Raw genomic sequence first — 22158 nt, 5'->3', positions numbered from 1 at the left:
GCATGAAGATCAAGAAGGGCGACCTGGTCCAGGTCATCACCGGTAAGGACAAGGGCAAGCAGGGCAAGGTCATTGCCGCTTACCCGCGCGACGAGCGCGTCCTGGTCGAGGGTGTCAACCGGGTCAAGAAGCACACCAAGGCCGGCCCCACGGCCTCCGGCTCGCAGGCCGGTGGCATCGTCACGACCGAGGCGCCGATCCACGTCTCCAACGTCCAGCTGGTCGTTGAGAAGGACGGCAACAAGGTCGTCACGCGCGTCGGCTACCGCTTCGACGACGAGGGCAACAAGATCCGCGTTGCCAAGCGGACGGGTGAGGACATCTGATGACGACCACCACCAACCCGCGTCTGAAGCAGAAGTACCGCGACGAGATCAAGGGCAAGCTGCAGGAAGAGTTCTCGTACGAGAACGTCATGCAGATCCCCGGCCTGGTCAAGATCGTGGTCAACATGGGTGTGGGTGACGCTGCGCGTGACTCGAAGCTCATGGACGGTGCTGTCCGCGACCTGACCACCATCACCGGTCAGAAGCCGGCCATCACCAAGGCCCGCAAGTCCATCGCGCAGTTCAAGCTGCGCGAGGGTCAGCCGATCGGTGCCCACGTCACGCTCCGTGGCGACCGCATGTGGGAGTTCCTGGACCGCACCCTGTCGCTCGCGCTCCCGCGCATCCGCGACTTCCGTGGTCTGTCTCCCAAGCAGTTCGACGGCCGTGGCAACTACACCTTCGGTCTCACCGAGCAGGTCATGTTCCACGAGATCGACCAGGACAAGATCGACCGCGTCCGGGGTATGGACATCACCGTGGTCACCACGGCGACCAACGACGCTGAGGGCCGCGCGCTCCTTCGTCACCTCGGCTTCCCGTTCAAGGAGGCGTAAGCGAGATGGCGAAGAAGGCTCTTATTGCCAAGGCTGCTCGTAAGCCCAAGTTCGGTGTGCGTGCCTACACCCGCTGCCAGCGCTGTGGCCGCCCGCACTCCGTGTACCGCAAGTTCGGCCTGTGCCGCGTGTGCCTTCGTGAGATGGCTCACCGTGGCGAGCTGCCGGGCGTGACCAAGAGCTCCTGGTAGTCCCCTAGTTGGGATTGCTTGGATCTCTCGGTAAGTAAAGGGTCGGCAGAGGCCCCCCTCCGGATGGCTTAGGCTAGGAGGGTTGGGCGTCTGCCGCCCTACCGACTTACTACGCCGTAGGTCCCCGCGCCGCACCCGTCCCGCCCCTGTGTGGGGAGAGGGATGGCGCATACAGGAAACCCCGGCGAGAGAGGCCGAAGGCCAATTCATGACCATGACTGATCCGATCGCAGACATGCTTACGCGTCTGCGGAACGCGAACTCGGCGTACCACGACACCGTGGCTATGCCGCACAGCAAGATCAAGTCGCACATCGCCGAGATCCTCCAGCAGGAGGGTTTCATCACCGGCTGGAAGGTCGAGGACGCCGAGGTCGGCAAGAACCTCGTCCTGGAGCTGAAGTTCGGCCCGAACCGTGAGCGTTCGATCGCCGGCATCAAGCGGATCTCCAAGCCGGGTCTGCGCGTTTACGCGAAGTCCACCAACCTGCCGAAGGTCCTCGGTGGCCTGGGCGTGGCGATCATCTCCACGTCGCACGGTCTCCTGACCGGCCAGCAGGCAGGCAAGAAGGGCGTGGGTGGGGAAGTCCTCGCCTACGTCTGGTAGCGGAAGGGAACGGAGGAAACAGCTATGTCGCGTATTGGCAAGCTCCCCATCACGGTTCCCGCCGGCGTGGACGTCACCATCGATGGCCGCACGGTCACGGTGAAGGGTTCCAAGGGCACCCTGAGCCACACCATCGTCGCGCCGATCGACATCGCCAAGGGTGAGGACGGCGTTCTCAACGTCACCCGCCCCAACGACGAGCGTCAGAACAAGGCCCTGCACGGCCTGTCCCGCACGCTGGTGGCGAACATGATCACCGGCGTGACCACGGGTTACGTGAAGAAGCTCGAGATCAGCGGTGTCGGTTACCGCGTCCTGGCGAAGGGCTCCAACCTGGAGTTCTCGCTCGGCTACAGCCACCCGATCCTGGTCGAGGCGCCCGAGGGCATCTCGTTCAAGGTCGAATCGGCGACCAAGTTCTCGGTCGAGGGCATCGACAAGCAGAAGGTCGGCGAGGTTGCGGCCAACATCCGCAAGCTGCGCAAGCCCGACCCGTACAAGGCCAAGGGCGTCAAGTACGAAGGCGAAGTCATCCGCCGCAAGGTCGGAAAGGCGGGTAAGTAAGCCATGGCATACGGTCAGAAGATTGCTAAGGGCGACGCTTACAAGCGTGCTGCCATCAAGCGGCGTCACATCCGTATCCGTAAGCACATCTCGGGTACGGCTGAGCGTCCGCGCCTGGTCGTGACGCGCTCGAACCGCAACATCGTGGCCCAGGTCATCGACGACGTTAAGGGTCACACCCTCGCGTCGGCGTCGACCCTGGACGCTTCGATCCGTGGCGGCGAGGGCGACAAGTCCACGCAGGCCAAGTCGGTCGGTGCCCTGGTCGCTGAGCGTGCCAAGGCCGCCGGTGTCGAGGCTGTCGTGTTCGACCGTGGTGGTAACCAGTACGCCGGGCGCATCGCCGCCCTGGCGGACGCCGCCCGCGAAGCCGGACTCAAGTTCTGAGTCCTGGTTCCGTAGCTAGCGGAAACAGAGAGAGGTAATTCCAATGGCTGGACCCCAGCGCCGCGGTGGCGGTGCCGGTGGCGGCGAGCGGCGGGACCGGAAGGGTCGCGACGGTGGCAACGCCGCCGCCGAGAAGACCGCGTACGTTGAGCGCGTTGTCGCGATCAACCGCGTCGCCAAGGTTGTGAAGGGTGGTCGTCGCTTCAGCTTCACCGCGCTGGTCGTGGTGGGCGACGGTGACGGCACCGTGGGTGTCGGTTACGGCAAGGCCAAGGAGGTGCCGGCCGCCATCGCCAAGGGTGTTGAGGAGGCCAAGAAGCACTTCTTCAAGGTCCCCCGTATCCAGGGCACCATCCCGCACCCGATCCAGGGTGAGAAGGCTGCCGGCGTCGTGCTGCTCAAGCCCGCGTCCCCGGGTACCGGTGTTATCGCCGGTGGTCCGGTGCGCGCCGTGCTCGAGTGCGCCGGCGTTCACGACATCCTGTCGAAGTCGCTCGGCTCCGACAACGCGATCAACATCGTGCACGCGACCGTGGCGGCCCTCAAGGGCCTGCAGCGTCCCGAGGAGATCGCGGCTCGCCGTGGTCTGCCCCTCGAGGACGTCGCCCCCGCGGCTCTGCTTCGTGCGCGTGCCGGGGCTGGTGCGTAATGGCGCAGCTCAAGATCACGCAGGTCAAGTCGTACATCGGCAGCAAGCAGAACCACCGTGACACCCTGCGTTCCCTTGGTCTCAAGGGCATCAACACGCAGGTCGTCAAGGAGGACCGCCCCGAGTTCCGCGGCATGGTGCACACCGTCCGCCACCTCGTGACGGTTGAGGAGGTCTGATCATGGCGGAGAACAACCCGCTGAAGATCCACAACCTCCGTCCGGCCCCCGGCGCCAAGACCGCCAAGACCCGTGTCGGTCGTGGTGAGGCGTCGAAGGGTAAGACGGCCGGTCGTGGTACCAAGGGCACGAAGGCCCGTTACCAGGTTCCGGAGCGCTTCGAGGGTGGCCAGATGCCCCTCCACATGCGTCTCCCGAAGCTGAAGGGCTTCAAGAACCCCTTCAAGGTCGAGTTCCAGGTCGTGAACCTGGACAAGCTCGCCTCGCTGTACCCCGAGGGTGGCGAAGTCACCGTCGAGGGTCTGGTGGAAAAGGGTGCTGTCCGTAAGAACAGCCTCGTCAAGGTCCTCGGCCAGGGCGAGATCTCCGTGGCGCTGCAGGTGACGGTCGACGCCGTCTCCGGCTCCGCCAAGGAGAAGATCACCGCCGCCGGCGGTACGGTCACCGAGCTCGTCTGAGTCCTTCAGACCACTCAGTGACATGAGCGATCCCGACCGGGGATACCCCACAAAAGGGGTATCCCCGGTTGGTCGTTCCTAGGGGGGCAGGTACGCCGGTAAGGTGGCGTCCGCTGCTGATTTCAGGGATGTCTGTGCCCCCGGCACCAATTCCCGTTCTTGGCCGTTACGTATTCGTCGAATCCTCAAGACCGTCACCTCTGACGCACGCGCGCGGGGGTCGCAGGAGGCACCGTGCTCACCGCGTTCGCCCGGGCGTTCAAGACGCCCGACCTGCGCAAGAAGCTGCTCTTCACGCTCGGCATCGTCGTGGTCTACCGGCTCGGGGCACACATCCCGATCCCCGGCATCGACTACACGAACGTCCAGACGTGCATGGACGTGGCCAACTCCAGCACCGGCTTGTTCGGTCTGGTCAACATGTTCAGCGGTGGCGCGCTGCTCCAGATCACGGTCTTCGCGCTCGGCATCATGCCGTACATCACCGCGAGCATCATTCTGCAGCTGCTCACCGTGGTGATCCCGCGCCTCGAGGCCCTCAAGAAGGAGGGTCAGGCCGGTACCGCGAAGATCACGCAGTACACGCGTTACCTGACCGTGGCGCTCGCCATCCTTCAGGGCACGGGCCTGGTCGCCACCGCCCGTACCGGCGCCCTGTTCCAGGGGTGCCCCGTCGCAAGCCAGATCGTTCCGGACCAGTCCATCTTCATCACCATCACGATGGTGATCACGATGACCGCCGGCACCTGCGTGATGATGTGGCTCGGTGAGCTGATCACCGACCGCGGCATCGGCAACGGCATGTCGATCCTGATGTTCATCTCGATCGCCGCCACCTTCCCGTCCGCCCTGTGGGCCATCAAGAAGCAGGGTTCGCTGGCCGACGGCTGGATCGAGTTCGGCACCGTCATCCTCGTCGGCCTGGTCATGGTCGGCCTGGTGGTCTTCGTCGAGCAGGCCCAGCGCCGTATCCCCGTGCAGTACGCGAAGCGCATGATCGGGCGCCGTTCCTACGGCGGTACGTCTACGTACATCCCGCTCAAGGTGAACCAGGCGGGTGTGATCCCTGTCATCTTCGCGTCGTCGCTGCTCTACATCCCTGCACTGGTCGCCCAGTTCGCCGGTGGCAACTCGTCGTGGAAGCTGTGGATCGACGACCACCTGACCAAGGGAAATCACCCGATTTACATCGTCACGTACTTCCTCCTGATCGTTTTCTTCGCGTTCTTCTACGTGGCGATCTCGTTCAACCCCGAGGAAGTCGCGGACAACATGAAGAAGTATGGTGGCTTCATCCCGGGCATCCGGGCTGGCCGACCGACCGCTGAGTACCTTTCGTACGTGCTCAATCGGATCACCTGGCCGGGTTCGCTGTACTTGGGTCTGATCGCTCTCGTACCGACGATGGCGTTGGTTGGTTTCGGGGCAAACCAGAACTTCCCGTTCGGCGGCACCAGCATCCTGATCATCGTGGGTGTTGGTCTGGAGACGGTGAAGCAGATCGAGAGCCAGCTCCAGCAGCGCAATTACGAAGGGTTCCTCCGCTGATGCGAATCGTCCTCGTCGGGCCGCCTGGTGCCGGCAAGGGAACGCAGGCCGCGTTCCTTGCCCAGAACCTGTCGATCCCGCACATCTCCACGGGCGACCTCTTCCGTGCCAACATCAGCCAGGGCACGGACCTCGGCAAGCAGGCCAAGTCGTTCATGGACGCGGGTCAGCTGGTACCGGACGAGGTCACCATTGGGATGGCCAAGGACCGCATGGAGCAGCCGGACGCCGTGAACGGCTTCCTGCTCGACGGCTTCCCTCGCAACGTCTCGCAGGCCGAGGCGCTCGACGTCGCCCTTAAGACGGACGACGTGAAGCTGGACGCGGTTCTGGACCTGGAGGTCCCCGAGGACGAGGTGGTCAAGCGCATCGCCGGCCGCCGCATCTGCCGTAACGAATCGGCGCATGTCTTCCACGTCGCGTACAAGCAGCCCCAGACCGAGGGTGTCTGTGACACCTGTGGCGGCGAGCTGTACCAGCGCGACGACGACAAGGAAGAGACCGTGCGCAAGCGGCTCGAGGTCTACCACACGCAGACCGAGCCGATCATCGACTACTACCGGGAGCAGGGGCTCGTGAAGACGATCTCCGCGCTCGGCAAGGTGGAAGAGGTCACGGCGCGGGCCATGGAGGCCCTGGGACGCTAGTCCCTCGCTGTCGCTGTACGTACCTGAGGCCGCGGTCCCCGACATGGGGGCCGCGGCCTTAGTGTTGATGGATACGTACGTAACCCTCGTACCGGATGACGGAGAGCGCAGGCCCCCATGGTGCAGATCAAGACCCCCGACCAGATTCGCAAGATGCGGGAGGCGGGGCTTGTCGTCGCGGCGATCCACGCCGCGACCCGTGAGGCGGCCGTGCCGGGCGCGACCACCAGGGATCTGGACGAGGTCGCCCGCAAGGTGATCGCCGAGCACGGCGCGAAGTCGAACTTCCTCGGGTACGGCGGCTTCCCCGCGACCATCTGCACCTCGAAGAACGAGGTCGTGGTCCACGGCATCCCGAGCGACAAGGTCGTCCTGGAGGACGGCGACATCATCTCCATCGACGCGGGCGCGATCATCGACGGCTGGCACGGCGACGCCGCGTACACCTGCTTCGTGGGCTCCGGGCACTCGGCCGAGCTCGTCGAGCTGTCGCGGGTGACCGAGGAGTCGATGTGGGCCGGCATCGCCGCGATGAAGGCGGGCAACCGGCTCGTCGACGTCTCGCGCGCGATCGAGACGTACATCCGCCGCCAGCCCAAGCCGGGCGGCGGCAAGTACGGCATCGTCGAGGACTACGGCGGCCACGGCATCGGCACCGAGATGCACATGGACCCGCACCTCCTGAACTACGTGGAGCGCCGCCGCGGCAAGGGCCCCAAGCTGGTCCCGGGCTTCTGCCTCGCGATCGAGCCGATGGTCTCCCTGGGAACTCCGAGGACGGAGGTCCTGGAGGACGACTGGACGGTCATCACGACCGACGGCACGTGGTCCTCGCACTGGGAGCACTCGGTGGCGCTGACGGAGGAGGGGCCGCTCGTGCTGACGTCTCCCGACGGGGGCAGGGCGAAGCTGGCGGAGATGGGTGTGACGGCGGCGCCGGATCCATTGGCGTAACCCGGGTATTTCCGTGCTTAGTGATCTCTGTGATAGGGCAGAATCCCTGGATTCGTCTTTCCGGGGGTACTGACGTAGACTGACTCGTCGGCTCTCGTGTATCGGCATGTCTTCATGTCAAGCGAGAGTCGATCAAGGTAGTCGATTCGAAGGGCGAAGCGTGGCCAAGAAGCAAGGTGCCATCGAGATCGAAGGCACTGTCGTCGAGTCTCTTCCGAACGCCATGTTCAAGGTGGAGCTCCAGAACGGCCACCAGGTCCTGGCACACATCAGCGGCAAGATGCGTATGCACTACATCCGCATCCTCCCTGACGACCGGGTCGTGGTGGAGCTGTCTCCGTACGACCTGACGCGTGGCCGGATCGTCTACCGGTACAAGTAGATCTTGCCCAGTCCCGCCATCTGCGCGGGCCGCCGGCAACTGACCCGGAGAACCTCACCCATGAAGGTCAAGCCGAGCGTCAAGAAGATCTGCGACAAGTGCAGGGTGATCCGCCGTCACGGTCGGGTCATGGTGATCTGCGACAACCCGCGCCACAAGCAGCGCCAGGGCTGACGCAGACCCGTTAACTGCAGTTCGTTCGCAGAGTTCGCGCGACGCAGCACATCGAGTACATACGCAGGACCCGCCGGCGACGGATCTTTCCGTCGTGGCGACACCCTCGGTCGGAGGCCGAGGACCCAGTTCGTACCAACCCTTGAAGGGGACGGCGGCTGGGAGTGGTTCTGCTACAGACCTCCGAGTATCAACAGGAGCCTTGAATGGCACGCCTTGAAGGTGTTGACCTCCCGCGCGACAAGCGCGTTGAGGTTGCCCTCACGTACGTGTTCGGTATCGGTCGCACCCGCGCCCAGCAGACGCTGGACGCCACCGGTGTGGACCGCAACATCCGCGTTCGCGACCTGAGCGAGGAAGACCTCGTCAAGATCCGCGAGTACGTGGACCAGAACTTCCAGACCGAGGGTGACCTCCGTCGCGAGATCCAGGCCGACATCCGCCGCAAGGTCGAGATCGGCTGCTACCAGGGTCTGCGCCACCGTCGTGGTCTGCCGGTCCGCGGTCAGCGCACCAGCACGAACGCCCGCACCCGCAAGGGCCCGCGTCGCGCCATCGCCGGTAAGAAGAAGCCGGGCAAGAAGTAGTCCTCAGCGGACGCTCACCAGCGGTCTTCGCTGTAGGACCGACCACCTCCCGTAGGAGAACGACATGCCCCCCAAGGGTCGTCAGGGCGCTGCCAAGAAGGTGCGCCGCAAGGAAAAGAAGAACGTTGCCCACGGGCACGCTCACATCAAGAGCACGTTCAACAACACGATCGTGTCCATCACGGACCCGACCGGCAACGTGATCTCGTGGGCCTCCGCCGGCCACGTCGGCTTCAAGGGCTCGCGCAAGTCCACGCCGTTCGCCGCGCAGATGGCCGCCGAGTCGGCTGCCCGTCGCGCGCAGGAGCACGGCATGCGCAAGGTCGACGTCTTCGTCAAGGGTCCGGGTTCCGGTCGTGAGACCGCCATCCGTTCGCTGCAGGCGACCGGCCTCGAGGTCGGCTCGATCCAGGACGTGACGCCCACGCCGCACAACGGCTGCCGTCCGCCCAAGCGTCGCCGCGTCTGACGCACGTCGCTTGACTTGAGGTTTCCGGGCGGTACGGCTCTTCGGGGCCGTATCGCCCGTACCCTTGTAACAACTCAGGGCATCAAATAGTGGGTGCCCCTGACTGAAGGAATCGCAGAATGCTGATTGCTCAGCGTCCCTCGTTGACCGAAGAGGTCGTCGACGAGTTCCGCTCCCGGTTCGTGATCGAGCCGCTGGAGCCGGGCTTCGGTTACACCCTCGGCAACTCCCTTCGCCGGACCCTTCTCTCCTCGATTCCGGGTGCGGCGGTCACGTCCATCCGCATCGACGGTGTCCTGCACGAGTTCACCACCGTGCCGGGCGTCAAGGAAGACGTCACCGACCTGATCCTCAACATCAAGCAGCTGGTCGTTTCCAGCGAGCACGATGAGCCGGTCGTGATGTACCTGCGCAAGCAGGGCCCGGGTCTGGTCACCGCCGCCGACATCGCGCCCCCGGCCGGTGTCGAGGTGCACAACCCCGACCTCGTCCTCGCCACGCTCAACGGCAAGGGCAAGCTGGAGATGGAGCTGACCGTCGAGCGCGGTCGCGGCTACGTCTCGGCCGTGCAGAACAAGCAGGTGGGCCAGGAGATCGGTCGTATTCCGGTCGACTCCATCTACTCGCCGGTTCTCAAGGTCACGTACAAGGTCGAGGCCACGCGTGTCGAGCAGCGCACCGACTTCGACAAGCTGATCGTCGACGTCGAGACCAAGCAGGCCATGCGGCCGCGTGACGCCATGGCGTCCGCCGGCAAGACGCTGGTCGAGCTGTTCGGTCTCGCCCGCGAGCTGAACATCGACGCCGAGGGCATCGACATGGGTCCGTCCCCGACGGACGCCGCGCTCGCCGCCGATCTGGCGCTGCCGATCGAGGAGCTCGAGCTCACCGTTCGGTCGTACAACTGCCTCAAGCGCGAGGGCATCCACTCCGTGGGTGAGCTCGTCGCCCGCTCCGAGGCGGACCTGCTCGACATCCGCAACTTCGGTGCGAAGTCGATCGACGAGGTCAAGGCGAAGCTGGCCGGTATGGGCCTCGCGCTGAAGGACTCGCCTCCCGGCTTCGACCCGACCGCTGCCGCCGACGCCTTCGGCGCCGACGACGACGCGGACGCCGGTTTCGTGGAGACCGAGCAGTACTGAGCAGTACTGATGTGACTGCCCGCAGACAATCCGTCTGCGGGGCCCTGACCCCGGTACCTGATACGGCCGGGGCAGACACCTAGGAGAAACACCATGCCGAAGCCTGCTAAGGGTGCCCGTCTGGGCGGCAGCGCCGCGCACGAGAAGCAGCTCCTCGCGAACCTCGCGAAGTCGCTCTTCGAGCACGGCAAGATCACGACGACCGAGGCCAAGGCCCGTCGTCTGCGCCCGTACGCGGAGCGTCTGGTCACCAAGGCGAAGAAGGGCGACCTTCACAACCGCCGTCAGGTGCTCACGGTCATCACGGACAAGAGCGTCGTGCACACGCTCTTCACCGAGATCGCCCCGCGCTACGAGAACCGTCCGGGTGGTTACACCCGTATCACCAAGATCGGTAACCGTCGTGGCGACAACGCGCCCATGGCTGTCATCGAGCTGGTCGAGGCCCTGACGGTCGCGCAGCAGGCCACTGGTGAGGCCGAGGCCGCCACCAAGCGTGCCGCCAAGGACGCCGAGGCCGCCGCTCCGGCCGCCGAGGTCGTCGAGGACGCCAAGCCGGCCGAGGCCGCCGAGGAGTCCAAGGACGCCTGAGGTTCGCCTCGCACGTTCTGATCGTGGATGGGCCCGCCCCGGGTTTTCGGGGCGGGCCCGTTCGCGTCAGGTGGGGATCACGCCGTTGCAGCGGCTGAGCCAGGTCCGGTAGGGCTTGGTGTCCGCCGGGTCGCCGGTGTGGTGGGCGATCTCGTAGGACTTGCGGACGTCGCTCGTCATGGCCCGGCCGGTCTTCGGGCCGACCACGCCGTCGGCGGTCAGGTGCCGCGAGCGCTGGTAGCGCTTGACCGCGGCCTTGGTCGCCGGGCCGAAGGCGCTGTCCACCGTGATCCTCGGGCTCTGGTACCAATTGGCCGCCACCTGAACGCACTTGACGCCGTATCCGGTCGCGCCCGGCCCGATGTCGGAGATGCCCATCATCGGTCGTACGTCGCCGAGGGACTGGGCAGCGGCCTCGTTGGTGGGCTGTGGTGCGGAGCTGCCGCAGGCCGTGAGGCCCGCGGTGAGCAGTGCGGCGGTCAGGGCGGCGGCGCCGCGCGTGGTCCACTTGTTCATCGTTCCCCCAGATCGGTCGGTGGTTCGGTCGGTCGAGCGATCGCGATGTCGGGGAGAGAGACGGCCGTCCGCGGCGCGGGAGTTGCGGGCGGGACGTCACAGGGCGTCAGTGCCTTGGTGACGAGAGTGCGACAGGAGGCATATTCCGGTGACGGACGAGGTGGCGGCCGGGTTCGTGCGCGTACGACTTGATCTGTCGTACGACGGGCGCGACTTCTCCGGCTGGGCGAAGCAGGCCGGTGGGCGGCGGACCGTGCAGGGGGAGATCGAGGACGCGCTGCGGACCGTGACGCGGTCCTCGCAGGCGTACGAGCTGACGGTGGCCGGGCGGACCGATTCCGGGGTGCACGCGCGCGGGCAGGTGGCGCATGTCGATCTGCCGGAGAGCGTGTGGGCCGAGCACGGGGAGAAGCTGCTCAAGCGGCTCGCCGGGCGGCTGTCGAAGGACGTGCGGGTGTGGTCGGCGAAGGAAGCGCCGAGCGGGTTCAACGCGCGGTTCTCGGCGATCTGGCGGCGGTACGCGTACCGCGTGACCGATCACCCCGGCGGCGTCGATCCGCTGTTGCGGGGTCATGTGCTGTGGCACGACTGGCCGTTGGACGTCGACGCGATGAACGCGGCCGCCCGGCAGCTGCTCGGCGAGCACGACTTCGCCGCCTACTGCAAGCGGCGTGAAGGGGCCACCACCATCCGGACCCTGCAGGAGCTGAGTCTCGTGCGCGGGGACGACGGGATCATCACCGCGACCGTGCGGGCCGACGCCTTCTGCCACAACATGGTGCGCTCGCTGATCGGTGCGCTGCTGTTCGTGGGCGACGGGCACCGGGACAGCGACTGGCCGGGCAAGGTGCTCGCCGCCGGGGTGCGCGACTCCGCCGTGCACGTGGTGCGCCCGCACGGGCTGACGCTGGAGGAAGTCGGTTACCCCGCCGACGAGTTGCTGGCCGCGCGCAACAAGGAGGCGCGGAACAAGCGGACGCTGCCGGGGGCGGGCTGCTGCTGACGCGGGGCTGCTGCTGAGCCCGCCCGGGTTCAGCCCGCGGTCGCCGCCGCCGAGGCCTGCGTCTCGCCGCGCCGCTTGATCTGCTGGAACGTGAACTCCTGCAGGTCGTCGCCGAGGGCGTACAGGACGGTGTCCTTCTTGGTGGCGTCCGAGCCGTTCGTCCGGCCGCCGTTGGTGAAGTACGCGTAGCGGCCCACGGCGTTCGCGGTCTGGCGGCAGACCGTCGTACGGCAGAAGTCGGGCACGCCGGAGCCGGACAGGGAGACGACCGCGCCGTCGAAGTCGTACTGTTCCTTGGCCTTGGTGGCGGCCGCCTTGGTGTCGAAGACGGCGACGCCGATCGTGACCGCGGAGCCGCTCTTGTAGTAGGTGGCGCGGATGACCTGCGTGCAGCCGTTCTTCTTGAGGACGGAGGACAGGCCCTTCGTGCCCACGGAGGCGCAGTTCGTGGTGCGGGCCGTCGCGCCCTTCTTGTACGTGCGCCCGGAGATCGTCAGCGTCTTGCCGGGGAACAGGGTGTCCGCGCTGAGCGGTGCCTTGTCCTTGGCGGCGCTGTCGATGAAGTCGTTCGGATCGAGCGGCGGCGGCGGGGTCGTCGCCTCGAACGACGGGCCCGGCGTCCGGCCTTCGGTGGGGATGTCCGCGGTGCTCGGCAGCTGGTCGGCCGGCTTGTTCCCGGCCTCGTCGTTGCTGTTCGCGGAGACCACGCCCCAGGCCACGACCGAGCCGACCGCCAGCGTCGCGACGACGGCACCGCCGATCAGCAGCCAGCGCTTCTTGCGCGCGCGTGCCTCGGAGGCCTCGGCGAGCGCTGCCCAGTCGGGGGCGCCCCCGTTGTCACCGGGGCCCCACTGGGGTCCCCCCTGCCCGAAACTCATGGGCCGCATCTTAGACGGGTGACGGGACGGGTCGAACGGGGTCCGGGATACGCCGGATACGGGTGGGAACCATCTACCGTGAACCGGGTGAAAGCTGCCGAATCGCCCATCATTGCCTGGTTGTTGCGGCCCGCGTCCCGCGCCGCGTGGGGCGCGCTGGGCGTCGTGCTCGCCGTGATCCCGGCCCATGCCGCCCTGAAGGCGCCCGGCGGGGGCATGGACAACGGGATCGTCGTGCGGGCCGCGAAGGCGTGGCTGGCCGGCGGATCCCCGTACGCCGACCGGCACTTCCTCTACTTCCCGAGCGCCGTGCTCGCCGCCGTGCCGCAGGCGCTCGTGCCAACTGCCGTGCTGCGCCTGGCCGTTCCGTGTCTGGTGACCGGTGGGCTCGTCGCCGGGTGGGCGGGGGCGCTGCGGGTGCACGGGGTGCCGTGGCGCAGCCGGTTCGCCGCCTACGGGCTGCTCGCGCTCGCCGTCGGCTTCGCGCCCTTCGCGCATCTGGTCGCCCTCGGGAACTGGACGGTGACGGCCGTCGCCGCGCTGCCCTGGGCCCTGCTGCTCGCGGTGCGCGGCCGCTGGGTCGGGGCGGGCGTCCTGCTGGGCCTCGCGCTCGCGCTGAAGCCGCTGCTCGCGCCCGTCGCCCTGCTCTTCGTCCTTGCCCGCCGGTGGGGAGGCCTCGCGGCGCTCGTCCTCGTGCCCGTCGTGGCCTCCGCGGCGGCGGCCCTCGTGATGCCGGACCCGGCGGGCTTCGTCACGCGCACGCTGCCCTTCCTGCTGCGGGGTGACGACAGCTTCGTACGGCTCTACGAGGCATCGCCCGGCGCGGTCCTCGCGCGGCTCGGCGTTCCGGCGGGGCCGGCGACGCTGCTCGCCGCGGCGGGGGCGGCGGCCGGGGTCTGGTGCGCGTGGCGGCGGTGGCGGCGGGGCGATCGCGGGGCGGGGGCCGTGTCCGAGACCACGGTGATGCTGATGCTCTCCGCCTTCCTCGTCTCCCGGCCCTCCTACGACCACTACCTCCTGGTCGTCGTGCCGCTGCTGCTCGCCGGGGCGCTGCGCGACGGTGCCGCCGGGCGTGCGCCGTGGCTGTGGTGCGCCCTGCTTCCGCAGCTGCCGGGACTTGCCTGGCCGTACCTGGACACCGGCGTACGCAGGGCCTTCCTGGACTGCGTGACCCTGTGTGTGCTGGCCGTCACGGTCGCGCGGAGCTGTGCGCGACGGCGGTCGGTTACCGTGGAAGGGACTGGGCAGACCCTGGTCCCGGAGTCGAGGGCGGACAGCGTTTTGACCCGTCCGGGGCCGCGCGGGTATTCTGCCTAGTCGTTATGCGTATCGGTTTGGTCGTTCTCAGACGAGAAGCCCATACGTAGGTTCCCTGGAGCAGTTACCAGTGGACGGCATACGGGCGCTGAACCCGGCACTGTCGTCCCCAGCTGCACGATCGCTTCAGTGATGCCATGTTTCAGCACCCATCTACTGAAGAAGAAGGCTGCGAAGTGCGTACGTACAGCCCCAAGCCCGGCGACGTGACTCGCCAGTGGCACGTCATTGACGCGCAGGACGTCGTCCTGGGCCGTCTGGCAACCACTGCCGCGAACCTCCTCCGTGGCAAGCACAAGCCGACCTATGCCCCGCACATGGACATGGGCGACTTCGTCGTCATCATCAACGCCGACAAGGTTCACCTGTCCGGCAACAAGAAGACCCAGAAGATGGCGTACCGCCACTCCGGTTACCCGGGCGGTCTGCGCTCCGTGCGCTACGACGACCTCCTGGCGAACAACCCGGAGAAGGCCGTCGAGAAGGCCATCAAGGGCATGATCCCCAAGAACACCCTGGGCCGTCAGATGCTTTCGAAGCTGAAGGTCTACTCGGGCGACCAGCACCCCCACGCTGCCCAGCAGCCGGTGCCGTTCGAGATCACCCAGGTCGCGCAGTAGTTCCGGCCACCCCCTAAGACAGAAAAGAATCTGAGGAGCATCGTGGCCGAGACCACCGCCGAGACGCCGGTCGAAGAGATCGTCGACGTCGAGAGCTACACCACCGAGTCGGACGCGCCTGTCGAGGGCGAGTACACCTCGGAGTCCAACCCCGCCCGCTTCGGTGACCCGCAGCCGGCCGCCGGCCTGGGCCGCCGCAAGAACGCCATCGCGCGCGTTCGCATCGTGCCCGGCACCGGCAAGTGGAAGGTCAACGGGCGCACGCTCGAGGACTACTTCCCGAACAAGGTCCACCAGCAGGAAGTCAACGAGCCCTTCAAGGTGCTCGAGCTCGACGGCCGCTACGACGTCATCGCCCGCATCTCGGGTGGCGGCGTCTCCGGTCAGGCCGGTGCCCTGCGCCTCGGCGTGGCCCGTGCGCTGAACGAGGCGGACGTGGACAACAACCGCCCGGCGCTGAAGAAGGCCGGTTACCTGAAGCGTGACGACCGTGCGGTCGAGCGCAAGAAGGCCGGTCTCAAGAAGGCCCGCAAGGCCCCGCAGTACAGCAAGCGCTAAATCGCTGCCTGCTTGCTTTACCCGTTCGCCCCGGCGGCACATTGCGTGCTGCCGGGGCGTTCGGCTTATGGATGACCGTTTTGTCGGCTGGGGGTCCGGGGGGTCGGCCCCCGGGTATGAGCAGTGGAGGACACCAAGTGGGACGACTCTTCGGCACGGACGGCGTGCGCGGCGTCGCCAACGCGGACCTGACGGCGGAGCTGGCGCTCGGCCTGTCGGTCGCCGCGGCGCACGTACTCGCGGAGGCGGGCACGTTCGAGGGGCACCGCCCCGTGGCGGTCGTCGGGCGTGACCCGCGTGCCTCCGGCGAGTTCCTGGAGGCCGCGGTGGTCGCGGGCCTGGCCAGCGCCGGCGTCGACGTCCTGCGCGTCGGTGTGCTGCCCACCCCCGCGGTGGCGCATCTCACCGGTGCGCTGGGAGCCGACCTCGGCGTGATGCTCTCCGCGAGCCACAACGCGATGCCGGACAACGGCATCAAGTTCTTCGCCCGCGGCGGCCACAAGCTCGCCGACGACCTCGAGGACCGCATCGAGGACGTCTACGAGCAGCACCGCACGGGCGCCCCCTGGGACCGCCCGACGGGTTCCGGCGTCGGCCGTGTGAAGTCGTACGACGAGGGGCTCGACGCCTATGTCGCGCACCTCATCGGCGTCCTGCCGAACCGGCTGGACGGCCTGAAGATCGTCCTGGACGAGGCGCACGGCGCGGCCGCCCGGGTCTCGCCCGAGGCGTTCGCGCGGGCCGGTGCCGAGATCATCACGATCGGCGCCGAGCCGGACGGCCTGAACATCAACGACGGGTGCGGCTCGACCCACCTCGACCTGCTCAAGGCCGCCGTCGTCGAGCACGGGGCCGACCTCGGCATCGCGCACGACGGGGACGCGGACCGCTGCCTCGCCGTGGACCACACGGGCTCCGAGGTCGACGGCGACCAGATCCTCGGCGTGCTGGCCCTCGCGATGCGCGAGCGCGGCGCCCTGCGCGAGGACACCGTTGTCGCGACCGTCATGTCGAACCTGGGCTTCAAGCTGGCCATGGAGCGCGAGGGCATCACCTTCGTGCAGACCGCGGTCGGCGACCGGTACGTGCTCGAGTCGATGAAGGAGCACGGCTTCGCCCTGGGCGGCGAGCAGTCGGGCCACGTCATCGTGCTCGACCACGCGACGACCGGTGACGGCACGCTGACCGGGCTGATGCTCGCGGCGCGGGTCGCGCAGACGGGCCGCAGCCTCAAGGACCTCGCGTCCGTCATGGAGCGCCTGCCGCAGGTGCTCATCAACGTGCCGGACGTCGACAAGTCCCGGGTGACGACGTCCGACGAGCTGACCTCCGCCGTCGCCGACGCCGAGCGCGAGCTGGGCGCGACCGGGCGGGTGCTGCTGCGTCCCTCGGGCACGGAGCCGCTGGTGCGCGTGATGGTCGAGGCCGCGGACATCGAGCAGGCCCGGTCGGTGGCCGGACGCCTCGCCGACGTCGTGAAGTCGGCGCTCGGCTAAGTGAGTTGGTGTTTCCTGGCGGTACGTTCGCGCTGCTTGGCCCAGAGGTACTTCTGGGTGAGGAGCGTGAGCGTGCCGGCCAGGACGATGCCGAGCAGGTTCAGCAGGAGCTGGTTCGTGGAGCCCCAGGTCTGGCCCATGTCGCCGTAGGAGAGAGCCACCGCGGCGTTGGCCGCCGCCGGCACCGTGGTCACCGAGATGGCCACGCCCACCAGGGCGCCCGACTTCGCCGAGGTGAGCGAGAGCGTGCCGGCCGCGCCCGCGAGCACGGCGACCACGAACGAGAACCAGTCGGGCGCGTACACGAAGCCCGTGTTGGGGCGGTCCGCCTCCAACTGCTTCTCGGTGAACAGGCCCACCGCGTCCATGAAGAGGCTGAAGCCCACCGTCACCGCCATCGCCACCGCGAAGCCGACGAGCAGCGCGATCAGCGAGCGCAGCGCCAGGCGCGGGGCGCGCTGCACCAGGGCCGTGCAGAACCCGGCGAGCGGCCCGAACTCGGGGCCCACCGCCATCGCGCCGACGATCAGGATCGCGTTGTCCAGGACGACGCCGCAGGCCGCGATCATCGTGGCGATGACGAGGAACGCCACGTACGTGATGGTGAGCGTCGACTCCTCGTGCGTGACGTCGGTGAGGTGCTCCCACAGGACCGCGTCCGCGCCCTCGCCCGGCGCCTCGTCCTCCGCCTTGTCGGCGCGCAGCGACAGCGACAGGTCGATGTTCTCGACGGCGATCGAGCCCGCCTTGTCGATGTCCAACTTCCGCAGCCCGCCGATGAGTTCGTCCCCGGCCTCGCGGGCGACGTCGCACATCACGACATCGCCCGCCGGGTTGCGGGCGGCGCCCGGCACCACCGCGAGATGCGTGGTGCCGATCGTGCTCTCGATCAGGCGCACCACGGCGTCCGTCTTGTCGGCCGGGGTGATCAGACGCAGATGCAGCATGGGCGTACGGTAACCGGCCCGCGGCACCCGGGCGTTCAGAGCTTGCGGAGCCGCAGCCGCTGCACCTTGTGGTCGGGGCCCTTGCGGATGACGAGGCCCGCGCGGCCGCGGGTGGGTGCCACGTTCTCCAGCAGGTTCACCTTGTTGATGGTGCGCCAGGTCGTCCGGGCGTAGTCGAGCGCTTCTTCCTCGGAGACCTGCGTGTACTTGCGGAAGTACGAGGACGGGTCCTGGAAGGCGGTGGCGCGCAGCTTGCGGAAGCGGTTGAGGTACCAGGCCTCGATGTCCTCGGCGCGCGCGTCCACGTACACGCTGAAGTCGAAGTAGTCGGCGAGGCCGACGCGGGTGCGGCCGTCCTTGCCGGGCAGGGCGGGCTGCAGCACGTTCAGGCCCTCGACGATGAGGATGTCGGGGCGGCGCACCACGAGCTTCTGGTCGGGCACGATGTCGTAGATCAGGTGCGAGTAGACGGGGGCCGTCACCTCGTCCTTGCCCGCCTTGATGTCGGCGACGAACCGGGTCAGGGCCCGGCGGTCGTACGACTCGGGGAAGCCCTTCCTGGACATCAGGCCGCGGGCCTCCAACTCCTTGGTGGGGAGCAGGAACCCGTCCGTGGTGACCCGCTCGACGCGCGGGTGCTCGGGCCAGCGCGACAGCAGGGCCTGCAGGAGGCGGGCCACCGTGGACTTGCCGACGGCGACGGAGCCGGCGACTCCTATGACGAAGGGGGTGCCGGGCTGGGCCGCGTTCTTGCCGGTGTCCCCGAGGAACGTGTTGAGCGCGCCGCGCAGGCCGTCGGTCGCGCCGACGTACAGGTTGAGGAGCCGGGACAGCGGCAGATAGATGTCGCGCACCTCGTCGAGGTCGATGACGTCGCCGAGGCCGCGCAGCTTCTCCACCTCCTCGGCGGACAGCGGCAGCGGCGTCTTGTCGCGCAGGGCGCTCCACTCGGAGCGGGTGAGGTCGACGTAGGGAGTCGCCTCCGGCTTGTGCCGGTGGGCGCTCCGCGTGGGCTCGGAGACCGGAGAGATCACAGTCCATTGTTACGGCTGTGTGGACGGGGCGGGGCGTGGGGTGCGTCACGCGCGCCCGGCGACGCCTCTCCTGCGCGGCGGGGGTGCGGCCCTAGGCTGCGTTTTATGTGCGGAATCGTGGGATACGTAGGTTCACAGTCGGCTCTCGACGTCGTCCTGGCGGGTCTGAAGCGGTTGGAGTACCGGGGCTACGACTCGGCCGGTGTGGCCGTGCTCGCGGACGGTGCCCTGGCCTCCGCGAGGAAGGCGGGCAAGCTCGCCAACCTGGAGAAGGAACTGGTCGACCGGCCGCTCCCGGCCGGCGCCACCGGCATCGGGCACACCCGCTGGGCCACCCACGGCGGCCCCACGGACGCCAACGCGCACCCGCACCTGGACAACGCGGGCCGGGTCGCCGTCGTCCACAACGGCATCATCGAGAACTTCGCCGCCCTGCGTGCCGAGCTCGCCGAGCGCGGGCACGAACTGACCTCCGAGACGGACACCGAGGTCGTGGCGCACCTGCTGGCCGAGGAGTTCTCGGGGGACCTGGCGGAGGCGATGCGGAGCGTGTGCCGCCGTCTGGAGGGCGCGTTCACGCTGGTCGCGGCGCACGCGGACGCCCCGGACGTGGTGGTGGGTGCCCGCCGGAACTCGCCGCTCGTGGTCGGCGTGGGGGAGGGCGAGGCGTTCCTGGCCTCGGACGTGGCCGCCTTCATCGCCCACACCCGGTCGGCCATCGAGCTGGGTCAGGACCAGGTCGTCGAGCTGCGCCCGGACGCGGTGACGGTGACGGACTTCGACGGGCGGGCCGCCGACGTGCGGCACTACCACGTCGACTGGGACGCCTCGGCCGCCGAGAAGGGCGGCTACGACTACTTCATGCTCAAGGAGATCGCCGAGCAGCCGAAGGCCGTGGCCGACACCCTCCTCGGGCGGATCGGCGCCGAGGGGCAGCTCACGCTCGACGAGCTGCGCATCCCGACGCAGGTGCTGCGGATGGTCGACAAGGTCGTGATCGTGGCGTGCGGGACGGCTTTCCACGCCGGGCTGATCGCCAAGTACGCCATCGAGCACTGGACGCGGATCCCGTGCGAGGTGGAGCTCGCGAGCGAGTTCCGCTACCGGGACCCGATTCTGGATGCGCGGTCGTTGGTGATCGCCATCTCCCAGTCCGGCGAGACGATGGACACGCTGATGGCGCTGCGGCACGCGCGGGAGCAGGGCGCCACGGTGCTCGCCATCTGCAACACGAACGGGTCGACGATCCCGCGCGAGTCGGACGCCGTGCTCTACACGCACGCCGGCCCCGAGGTCGCGGTCGCGTCGACCAAGGCCTTTCTGACGCAGCTCGTCGCCTGCTACCTGGTGGCGCTGTACCTCGGGCAGGTGCGGGGTACCAAGTGGGCCGACGAGATCCTCGCGGTCGTACGGGACCTGTCGCGCATCGGCGAGGAGGTCGAGCGGGTCCTGGAGACGATGGAGCCGGTGCGGGAGCTGGCGCGGTCGCTGGCCGCGCACGACACGGTGCTGTTCCTCGGGCGGCACGTCGGGTATCCCGTGGCGCTCGAGGGTGCGCTGAAGCTGAAGGAGCTGGCGTACATGCACGCCGAGGGCTTCGCGGCCGGTGAGCTCAAGCACGGGCCGATCGCGCTGATCGAGGAGGGGCTGCCGGTCGTCGTGGTGGTGCCTTCGCCGCGCGGCCGGTCCGTCCTGCACGACAAGATCGTCTCCAACATCCAGGAGATCAGGGCGCGCGGGGCGCTGACCATCGTCATCGCCGAGGAGGGCGACGAGGCCGTGGTGCCGTACGCGGACCACCTGGTGCGGGTGCCGGTGACGCCGACGCTGCTCCAGCCGCTGGTCGCGACGGTGCCGCTGCAGGTGTTCGCGTGCGAGCTGGCGACGGCGCGGGGCAACGAGGTGGACCAGCCGCGGAACCTGGCGAAGTCGGTGACGGTGGAGTAGGGCACCTGCTCCGTATGAGGTGCTGGAGGACGTAGTACGTAGTACGTGGCAGAGGGCGGCAACTCGTCCGTTGTGTACGGGAGTTGCCGCCCTCCGGGTCTTCCGGGCTTCCGGTCAGGCGCCCTGCTGCTCGTCGGGCTTCTGCTCGCGGTTCATGCCGACGGCCTTCTCGGCCGTGTTCTGGGCCTTGTCGACCTTGTCGGCGAACTTGCCGCCGGTCTTCTCGTTGATCTCTTCCTCGAGGCTGTCGGAGATCTGTCCGGCCTTCTCCTGCGCCTGGTCCTTGAACTTGTCGAATGCGCCCATCGAGGGGCTCCTTCCGGTGTCCCGGTATCCCCCTGGGGCACGACGCTACGCCGACGCCCACACCGGCGCACCACGAGTCGCTACGGACCGTAAGGTGCACGGCATGAGCATCATCGGGGTCGGTATCGACGTGGCCGAGATCGAGCGGTTCGCGGCGTCGCTGGAGCGTACGCCCGGGATGGCCGAGCGCCTTTTCCTGCCGGGTGAGCTGCTGCTGCCGGGCGGCGGGCGGCGCGGGGTCGCCTCTCTGGCGGCCCGGTTCGCGGCCAAGGAGGCGGTGGCGAAGGCGCTGGGGGCGCCTGCGGGGCTGCGCTGGACCGACGCGGAGGTGTTCGTCGAGGAGAGCGGGCAGCCGCGGCTGCGGGTGACGGGGACGGTGGCCGCGCGGGCGGCGGAGCTGGGCGTCTCGGGGTTCCACGTGTCGCTGAGTCATGACGCGGGGGTGGCGTCCGCGGTGGTGGTGGCGGAGGGGTAACTTTAGCTAGCAGAGGGGTAACTTTAGTTACCGGGATGGGCTCCCGTGAACTATGGTTGTCGTATGACGCCTGCTGAGATCACCTCTGAGATCACCTCTGGGACTGCCTCCGGGATCACCTCCGACGAACGGGCGAGCCTCGAGAAGGCCCTCTACGACGCACTGAATCCGCTGGCCGCCGCCCTTCGCTCGCGGGAGACCGGGCTTCCCGCCGAGCGGATGTGGGACGCGGAGCCGGTGGCGGTGACGCTGTCCGTGCTGGCCACGTGGAAGGTCGTCGACGCCGAGGTCAAGCGGCTGACGGCGCACGCGGCGGCCACGGCCGGTGCGTACGGGGCGAGTTACGAGCAGCTGGGCGCGGCCTGGGGCATCACGCGGCAGGGTGCTCGCAAGAAGTGGCCGGAGGCCGTCGGGCGCCAGACGGCCCGGGCGGACCGGCTTCAACTGTTCGGCGGGAGCGCCGAGTTGGTGCGGGCCGAACCCGGTGGCTGGACCTGGGCGGGGGTGGGCGCCGACGGCGTGCGCAGCGCGGCCGAGGGTGCGGCCGCGTATGAGACGCGGGAAGAGGCTGCCGCGCACGCGGGCGCTTTTCTCAAGGAGCACGCGGACGCGGCGGGCTGAGCGGCCAGGGCTGCGTCGAAAGGGGCTT

The 22158-nt window shown here is 68.1% G+C and carries 31 protein-coding genes; 26 read left to right on the top strand and 5 right to left on the bottom strand.

All coding sequences use genetic code 11. The annotated features are described in order from the left end of the window. Window positions 1-2 precede the first annotated feature (2 nt). The 18 genes from rplX (at window position 3) to rplQ (ending at window position 10412) form a co-directional block, all read left to right on the top strand. Complete coding sequence (rplX, locus tag ACIBUY_RS12110; RefSeq protein ID WP_018543913.1) at window positions 3-326, top strand: 50S ribosomal protein L24; 324 nt, start codon at window positions 3-5, stop codon at window positions 324-326. After that, on the top strand, window positions 326-883 hold the full coding sequence (gene rplE / locus ACIBUY_RS12105) for a 50S ribosomal protein L5 (RefSeq protein WP_161304257.1): 558 nt from the start codon (window positions 326-328) through the stop codon (window positions 881-883). The genes rplX and rplE overlap by 1 nt, the downstream gene beginning before the upstream one ends. A gap of 5 nt (window positions 884-888) precedes the next feature. Continuing rightward, entirely contained in the window at window positions 889-1074 is a 186-nt protein-coding gene (locus tag ACIBUY_RS12100) for a type Z 30S ribosomal protein S14 (RefSeq protein WP_003956452.1), read from the top strand. 208 nt (window positions 1075-1282) lie between these two features. Beyond that, window positions 1283-1681 (top strand): 30S ribosomal protein S8, encoded by a 399-nt coding sequence (rpsH, locus tag ACIBUY_RS12095; RefSeq protein ID WP_018528360.1) that lies wholly within the window; start codon window positions 1283-1285, stop codon window positions 1679-1681. 24 nt (window positions 1682-1705) lie between these two features. Continuing rightward, the gene (gene rplF, locus ACIBUY_RS12090; protein ID WP_018528361.1) at window positions 1706-2245 is read left to right on the top strand and encodes a 50S ribosomal protein L6; all 540 of its coding nucleotides are present in this window, start codon (window positions 1706-1708) and stop codon (window positions 2243-2245) included. Between the two features lie 3 nt (window positions 2246-2248). Beyond that, window positions 2249-2632, top strand: a complete 384-nt coding sequence (rplR, locus tag ACIBUY_RS12085; RefSeq protein ID WP_365570235.1) for a 50S ribosomal protein L18 — start codon at window positions 2249-2251, stop codon at window positions 2630-2632. A 43-nt stretch (window positions 2633-2675) separates the two neighbouring features. Beyond that, entirely contained in the window at window positions 2676-3281 is a 606-nt protein-coding gene (gene rpsE, locus ACIBUY_RS12080; protein WP_055564834.1) for a 30S ribosomal protein S5, read from the top strand. Beyond that, window positions 3281-3460: a 50S ribosomal protein L30 gene (gene rpmD / locus ACIBUY_RS12075; RefSeq protein ID WP_052580766.1), complete on the top strand. Its 180-nt coding sequence runs from the start codon at window positions 3281-3283 to the stop codon at window positions 3458-3460. The genes rpsE and rpmD overlap by 1 nt, the downstream gene beginning before the upstream one ends. Window positions 3461-3462: 2 nt before the next feature. Then, window positions 3463-3918, top strand: a complete 456-nt coding sequence (gene rplO / locus ACIBUY_RS12070) for a 50S ribosomal protein L15 (RefSeq protein WP_365501481.1) — start codon at window positions 3463-3465, stop codon at window positions 3916-3918. Between the two features lie 234 nt (window positions 3919-4152). Beyond that, entirely contained in the window at window positions 4153-5466 is a 1314-nt protein-coding gene (secY, locus tag ACIBUY_RS12065; RefSeq protein WP_365570231.1) for a preprotein translocase subunit SecY, read from the top strand. Further along, window positions 5466-6113: an adenylate kinase gene (locus ACIBUY_RS12060; protein ID WP_365570228.1), complete on the top strand. Its 648-nt coding sequence runs from the start codon at window positions 5466-5468 to the stop codon at window positions 6111-6113. Before secY ends, ACIBUY_RS12060 begins: the two co-directional genes overlap by 1 nt. Window positions 6114-6230: 117 nt before the next feature. Continuing rightward, window positions 6231-7067 carry a type I methionyl aminopeptidase gene (gene map, locus ACIBUY_RS12055; RefSeq protein WP_365570225.1) on the top strand — a complete coding sequence of 279 codons (837 nt, stop codon included), beginning with the start codon at window positions 6231-6233 and terminating at the stop codon, window positions 7065-7067. Window positions 7068-7227: 160 nt separating this feature from the next. Beyond that, entirely contained in the window at window positions 7228-7449 is a 222-nt protein-coding gene (infA, locus tag ACIBUY_RS12050) for a translation initiation factor IF-1 (RefSeq protein ID WP_003948620.1), read from the top strand. A gap of 60 nt (window positions 7450-7509) precedes the next feature. Continuing rightward, on the top strand, window positions 7510-7623 hold the full coding sequence (rpmJ, locus tag ACIBUY_RS12045) for a 50S ribosomal protein L36 (protein WP_003974245.1): 114 nt from the start codon (window positions 7510-7512) through the stop codon (window positions 7621-7623). Window positions 7624-7829: 206 nt separating this feature from the next. Next, window positions 7830-8210, top strand: coding sequence for a 30S ribosomal protein S13 (rpsM, locus tag ACIBUY_RS12040; protein ID WP_365570222.1), 381 nt, complete (start codon window positions 7830-7832; stop codon window positions 8208-8210). 64 nt (window positions 8211-8274) lie between these two features. Continuing rightward, entirely contained in the window at window positions 8275-8679 is a 405-nt protein-coding gene (rpsK, locus tag ACIBUY_RS12035; protein WP_003948617.1) for a 30S ribosomal protein S11, read from the top strand. A gap of 119 nt (window positions 8680-8798) precedes the next feature. Continuing rightward, complete coding sequence (locus ACIBUY_RS12030) at window positions 8799-9821, top strand: DNA-directed RNA polymerase subunit alpha (RefSeq protein ID WP_003966937.1); 1023 nt, start codon at window positions 8799-8801, stop codon at window positions 9819-9821. Between the two features lie 93 nt (window positions 9822-9914). Next, on the top strand, window positions 9915-10412 hold the full coding sequence (gene rplQ, locus ACIBUY_RS12025; protein ID WP_365570219.1) for a 50S ribosomal protein L17: 498 nt from the start codon (window positions 9915-9917) through the stop codon (window positions 10410-10412). 66 nt (window positions 10413-10478) lie between these two features. On the opposite strand, the gene ACIBUY_RS12020 is transcribed toward rplQ, so the two are convergent. Next, window positions 10479-10928 carry a peptidoglycan-binding domain-containing protein gene (locus ACIBUY_RS12020; protein WP_365570216.1) on the bottom strand — a complete coding sequence of 150 codons (450 nt, stop codon included), beginning with the start codon at window positions 10926-10928 and terminating at the stop codon, window positions 10479-10481. Between the two features lie 148 nt (window positions 10929-11076). Here ACIBUY_RS12020 and truA point away from each other — a divergent pair, with 148 nt between their 5' ends. Next, entirely contained in the window at window positions 11077-11931 is an 855-nt protein-coding gene (gene truA / locus ACIBUY_RS12015) for a tRNA pseudouridine(38-40) synthase TruA (RefSeq protein ID WP_399152499.1), read from the top strand. Between the two features lie 29 nt (window positions 11932-11960). Here truA and ACIBUY_RS12010 read toward each other — a convergent pair whose 3' ends face one another. Next, on the bottom strand, window positions 11961-12809 hold the full coding sequence (locus ACIBUY_RS12010) for a hypothetical protein (RefSeq protein ID WP_365570210.1): 849 nt from the start codon (window positions 12807-12809) through the stop codon (window positions 11961-11963). Window positions 12810-12896: 87 nt separating this feature from the next. On the opposite strand from ACIBUY_RS12010, the gene ACIBUY_RS12005 reads away from it, so the two are divergent. The 4 genes from ACIBUY_RS12005 (at window position 12897) to glmM (ending at window position 16800) form a co-directional block, all read left to right on the top strand. Next, on the top strand, window positions 12897-14126 hold the full coding sequence (locus tag ACIBUY_RS12005) for a glycosyltransferase 87 family protein (protein WP_399152498.1): 1230 nt from the start codon (window positions 12897-12899) through the stop codon (window positions 14124-14126). A 176-nt stretch (window positions 14127-14302) separates the two neighbouring features. Next, on the top strand, window positions 14303-14746 hold the full coding sequence (gene rplM / locus ACIBUY_RS12000; RefSeq protein WP_026245381.1) for a 50S ribosomal protein L13: 444 nt from the start codon (window positions 14303-14305) through the stop codon (window positions 14744-14746). 42 nt (window positions 14747-14788) lie between these two features. Next, window positions 14789-15304 carry a 30S ribosomal protein S9 gene (gene rpsI, locus ACIBUY_RS11995; RefSeq protein WP_111663862.1) on the top strand — a complete coding sequence of 172 codons (516 nt, stop codon included), beginning with the start codon at window positions 14789-14791 and terminating at the stop codon, window positions 15302-15304. A 137-nt stretch (window positions 15305-15441) separates the two neighbouring features. Further along, window positions 15442-16800 (top strand): phosphoglucosamine mutase, encoded by a 1359-nt coding sequence (gene glmM / locus ACIBUY_RS11990; RefSeq protein WP_365570202.1) that lies wholly within the window; start codon window positions 15442-15444, stop codon window positions 16798-16800. Here the strand turns inward: glmM and ACIBUY_RS11985 are convergent. Together ACIBUY_RS11985 and coaA are read right to left on the bottom strand one after the other, a co-directional pair. After that, window positions 16797-17747, bottom strand: a complete 951-nt coding sequence (locus tag ACIBUY_RS11985; RefSeq protein WP_399152497.1) for a DUF389 domain-containing protein — start codon at window positions 17745-17747, stop codon at window positions 16797-16799. The genes glmM and ACIBUY_RS11985 overlap by 4 nt on opposite strands. A 35-nt stretch (window positions 17748-17782) precedes the next feature. Beyond that, window positions 17783-18781: a type I pantothenate kinase gene (gene coaA / locus ACIBUY_RS11980; RefSeq protein WP_365570197.1), complete on the bottom strand. Its 999-nt coding sequence runs from the start codon at window positions 18779-18781 to the stop codon at window positions 17783-17785. A 105-nt stretch (window positions 18782-18886) separates the two neighbouring features. Between coaA and glmS the strand changes: the two genes are divergently transcribed. Next, on the top strand, window positions 18887-20728 hold the full coding sequence (gene glmS, locus ACIBUY_RS11975; RefSeq protein WP_365570194.1) for a glutamine--fructose-6-phosphate transaminase (isomerizing): 1842 nt from the start codon (window positions 18887-18889) through the stop codon (window positions 20726-20728). A 114-nt stretch (window positions 20729-20842) separates the two neighbouring features. Here the strand turns inward: glmS and ACIBUY_RS11970 are convergent, their stop codons facing one another. Next, complete coding sequence (locus ACIBUY_RS11970; protein WP_365570191.1) at window positions 20843-21034, bottom strand: Rv0909 family putative TA system antitoxin; 192 nt, start codon at window positions 21032-21034, stop codon at window positions 20843-20845. A 103-nt stretch (window positions 21035-21137) separates the two neighbouring features. Between ACIBUY_RS11970 and ACIBUY_RS11965 the strand changes: the two genes are divergently transcribed. After that, the gene (locus tag ACIBUY_RS11965; protein ID WP_365570188.1) at window positions 21138-21509 is read left to right on the top strand and encodes a holo-ACP synthase; all 372 of its coding nucleotides are present in this window, start codon (window positions 21138-21140) and stop codon (window positions 21507-21509) included. Window positions 21510-21572: 63 nt separating this feature from the next. Further along, window positions 21573-22130, top strand: a complete 558-nt coding sequence (locus ACIBUY_RS11960) for a hypothetical protein (RefSeq protein WP_399152496.1) — start codon at window positions 21573-21575, stop codon at window positions 22128-22130. The last annotated feature ends 28 nt before the right edge of the window (window positions 22131-22158 follow it).

Origin of the sequence: Streptomyces sp. NPDC050085, assembly GCF_044460595.1 — a bacterium.
Lineage (GTDB): Bacteria > Actinomycetota > Actinomycetes > Streptomycetales > Streptomycetaceae > Streptomyces.
This window is presented reverse-complemented; position numbering and strand designations above follow the sequence as displayed.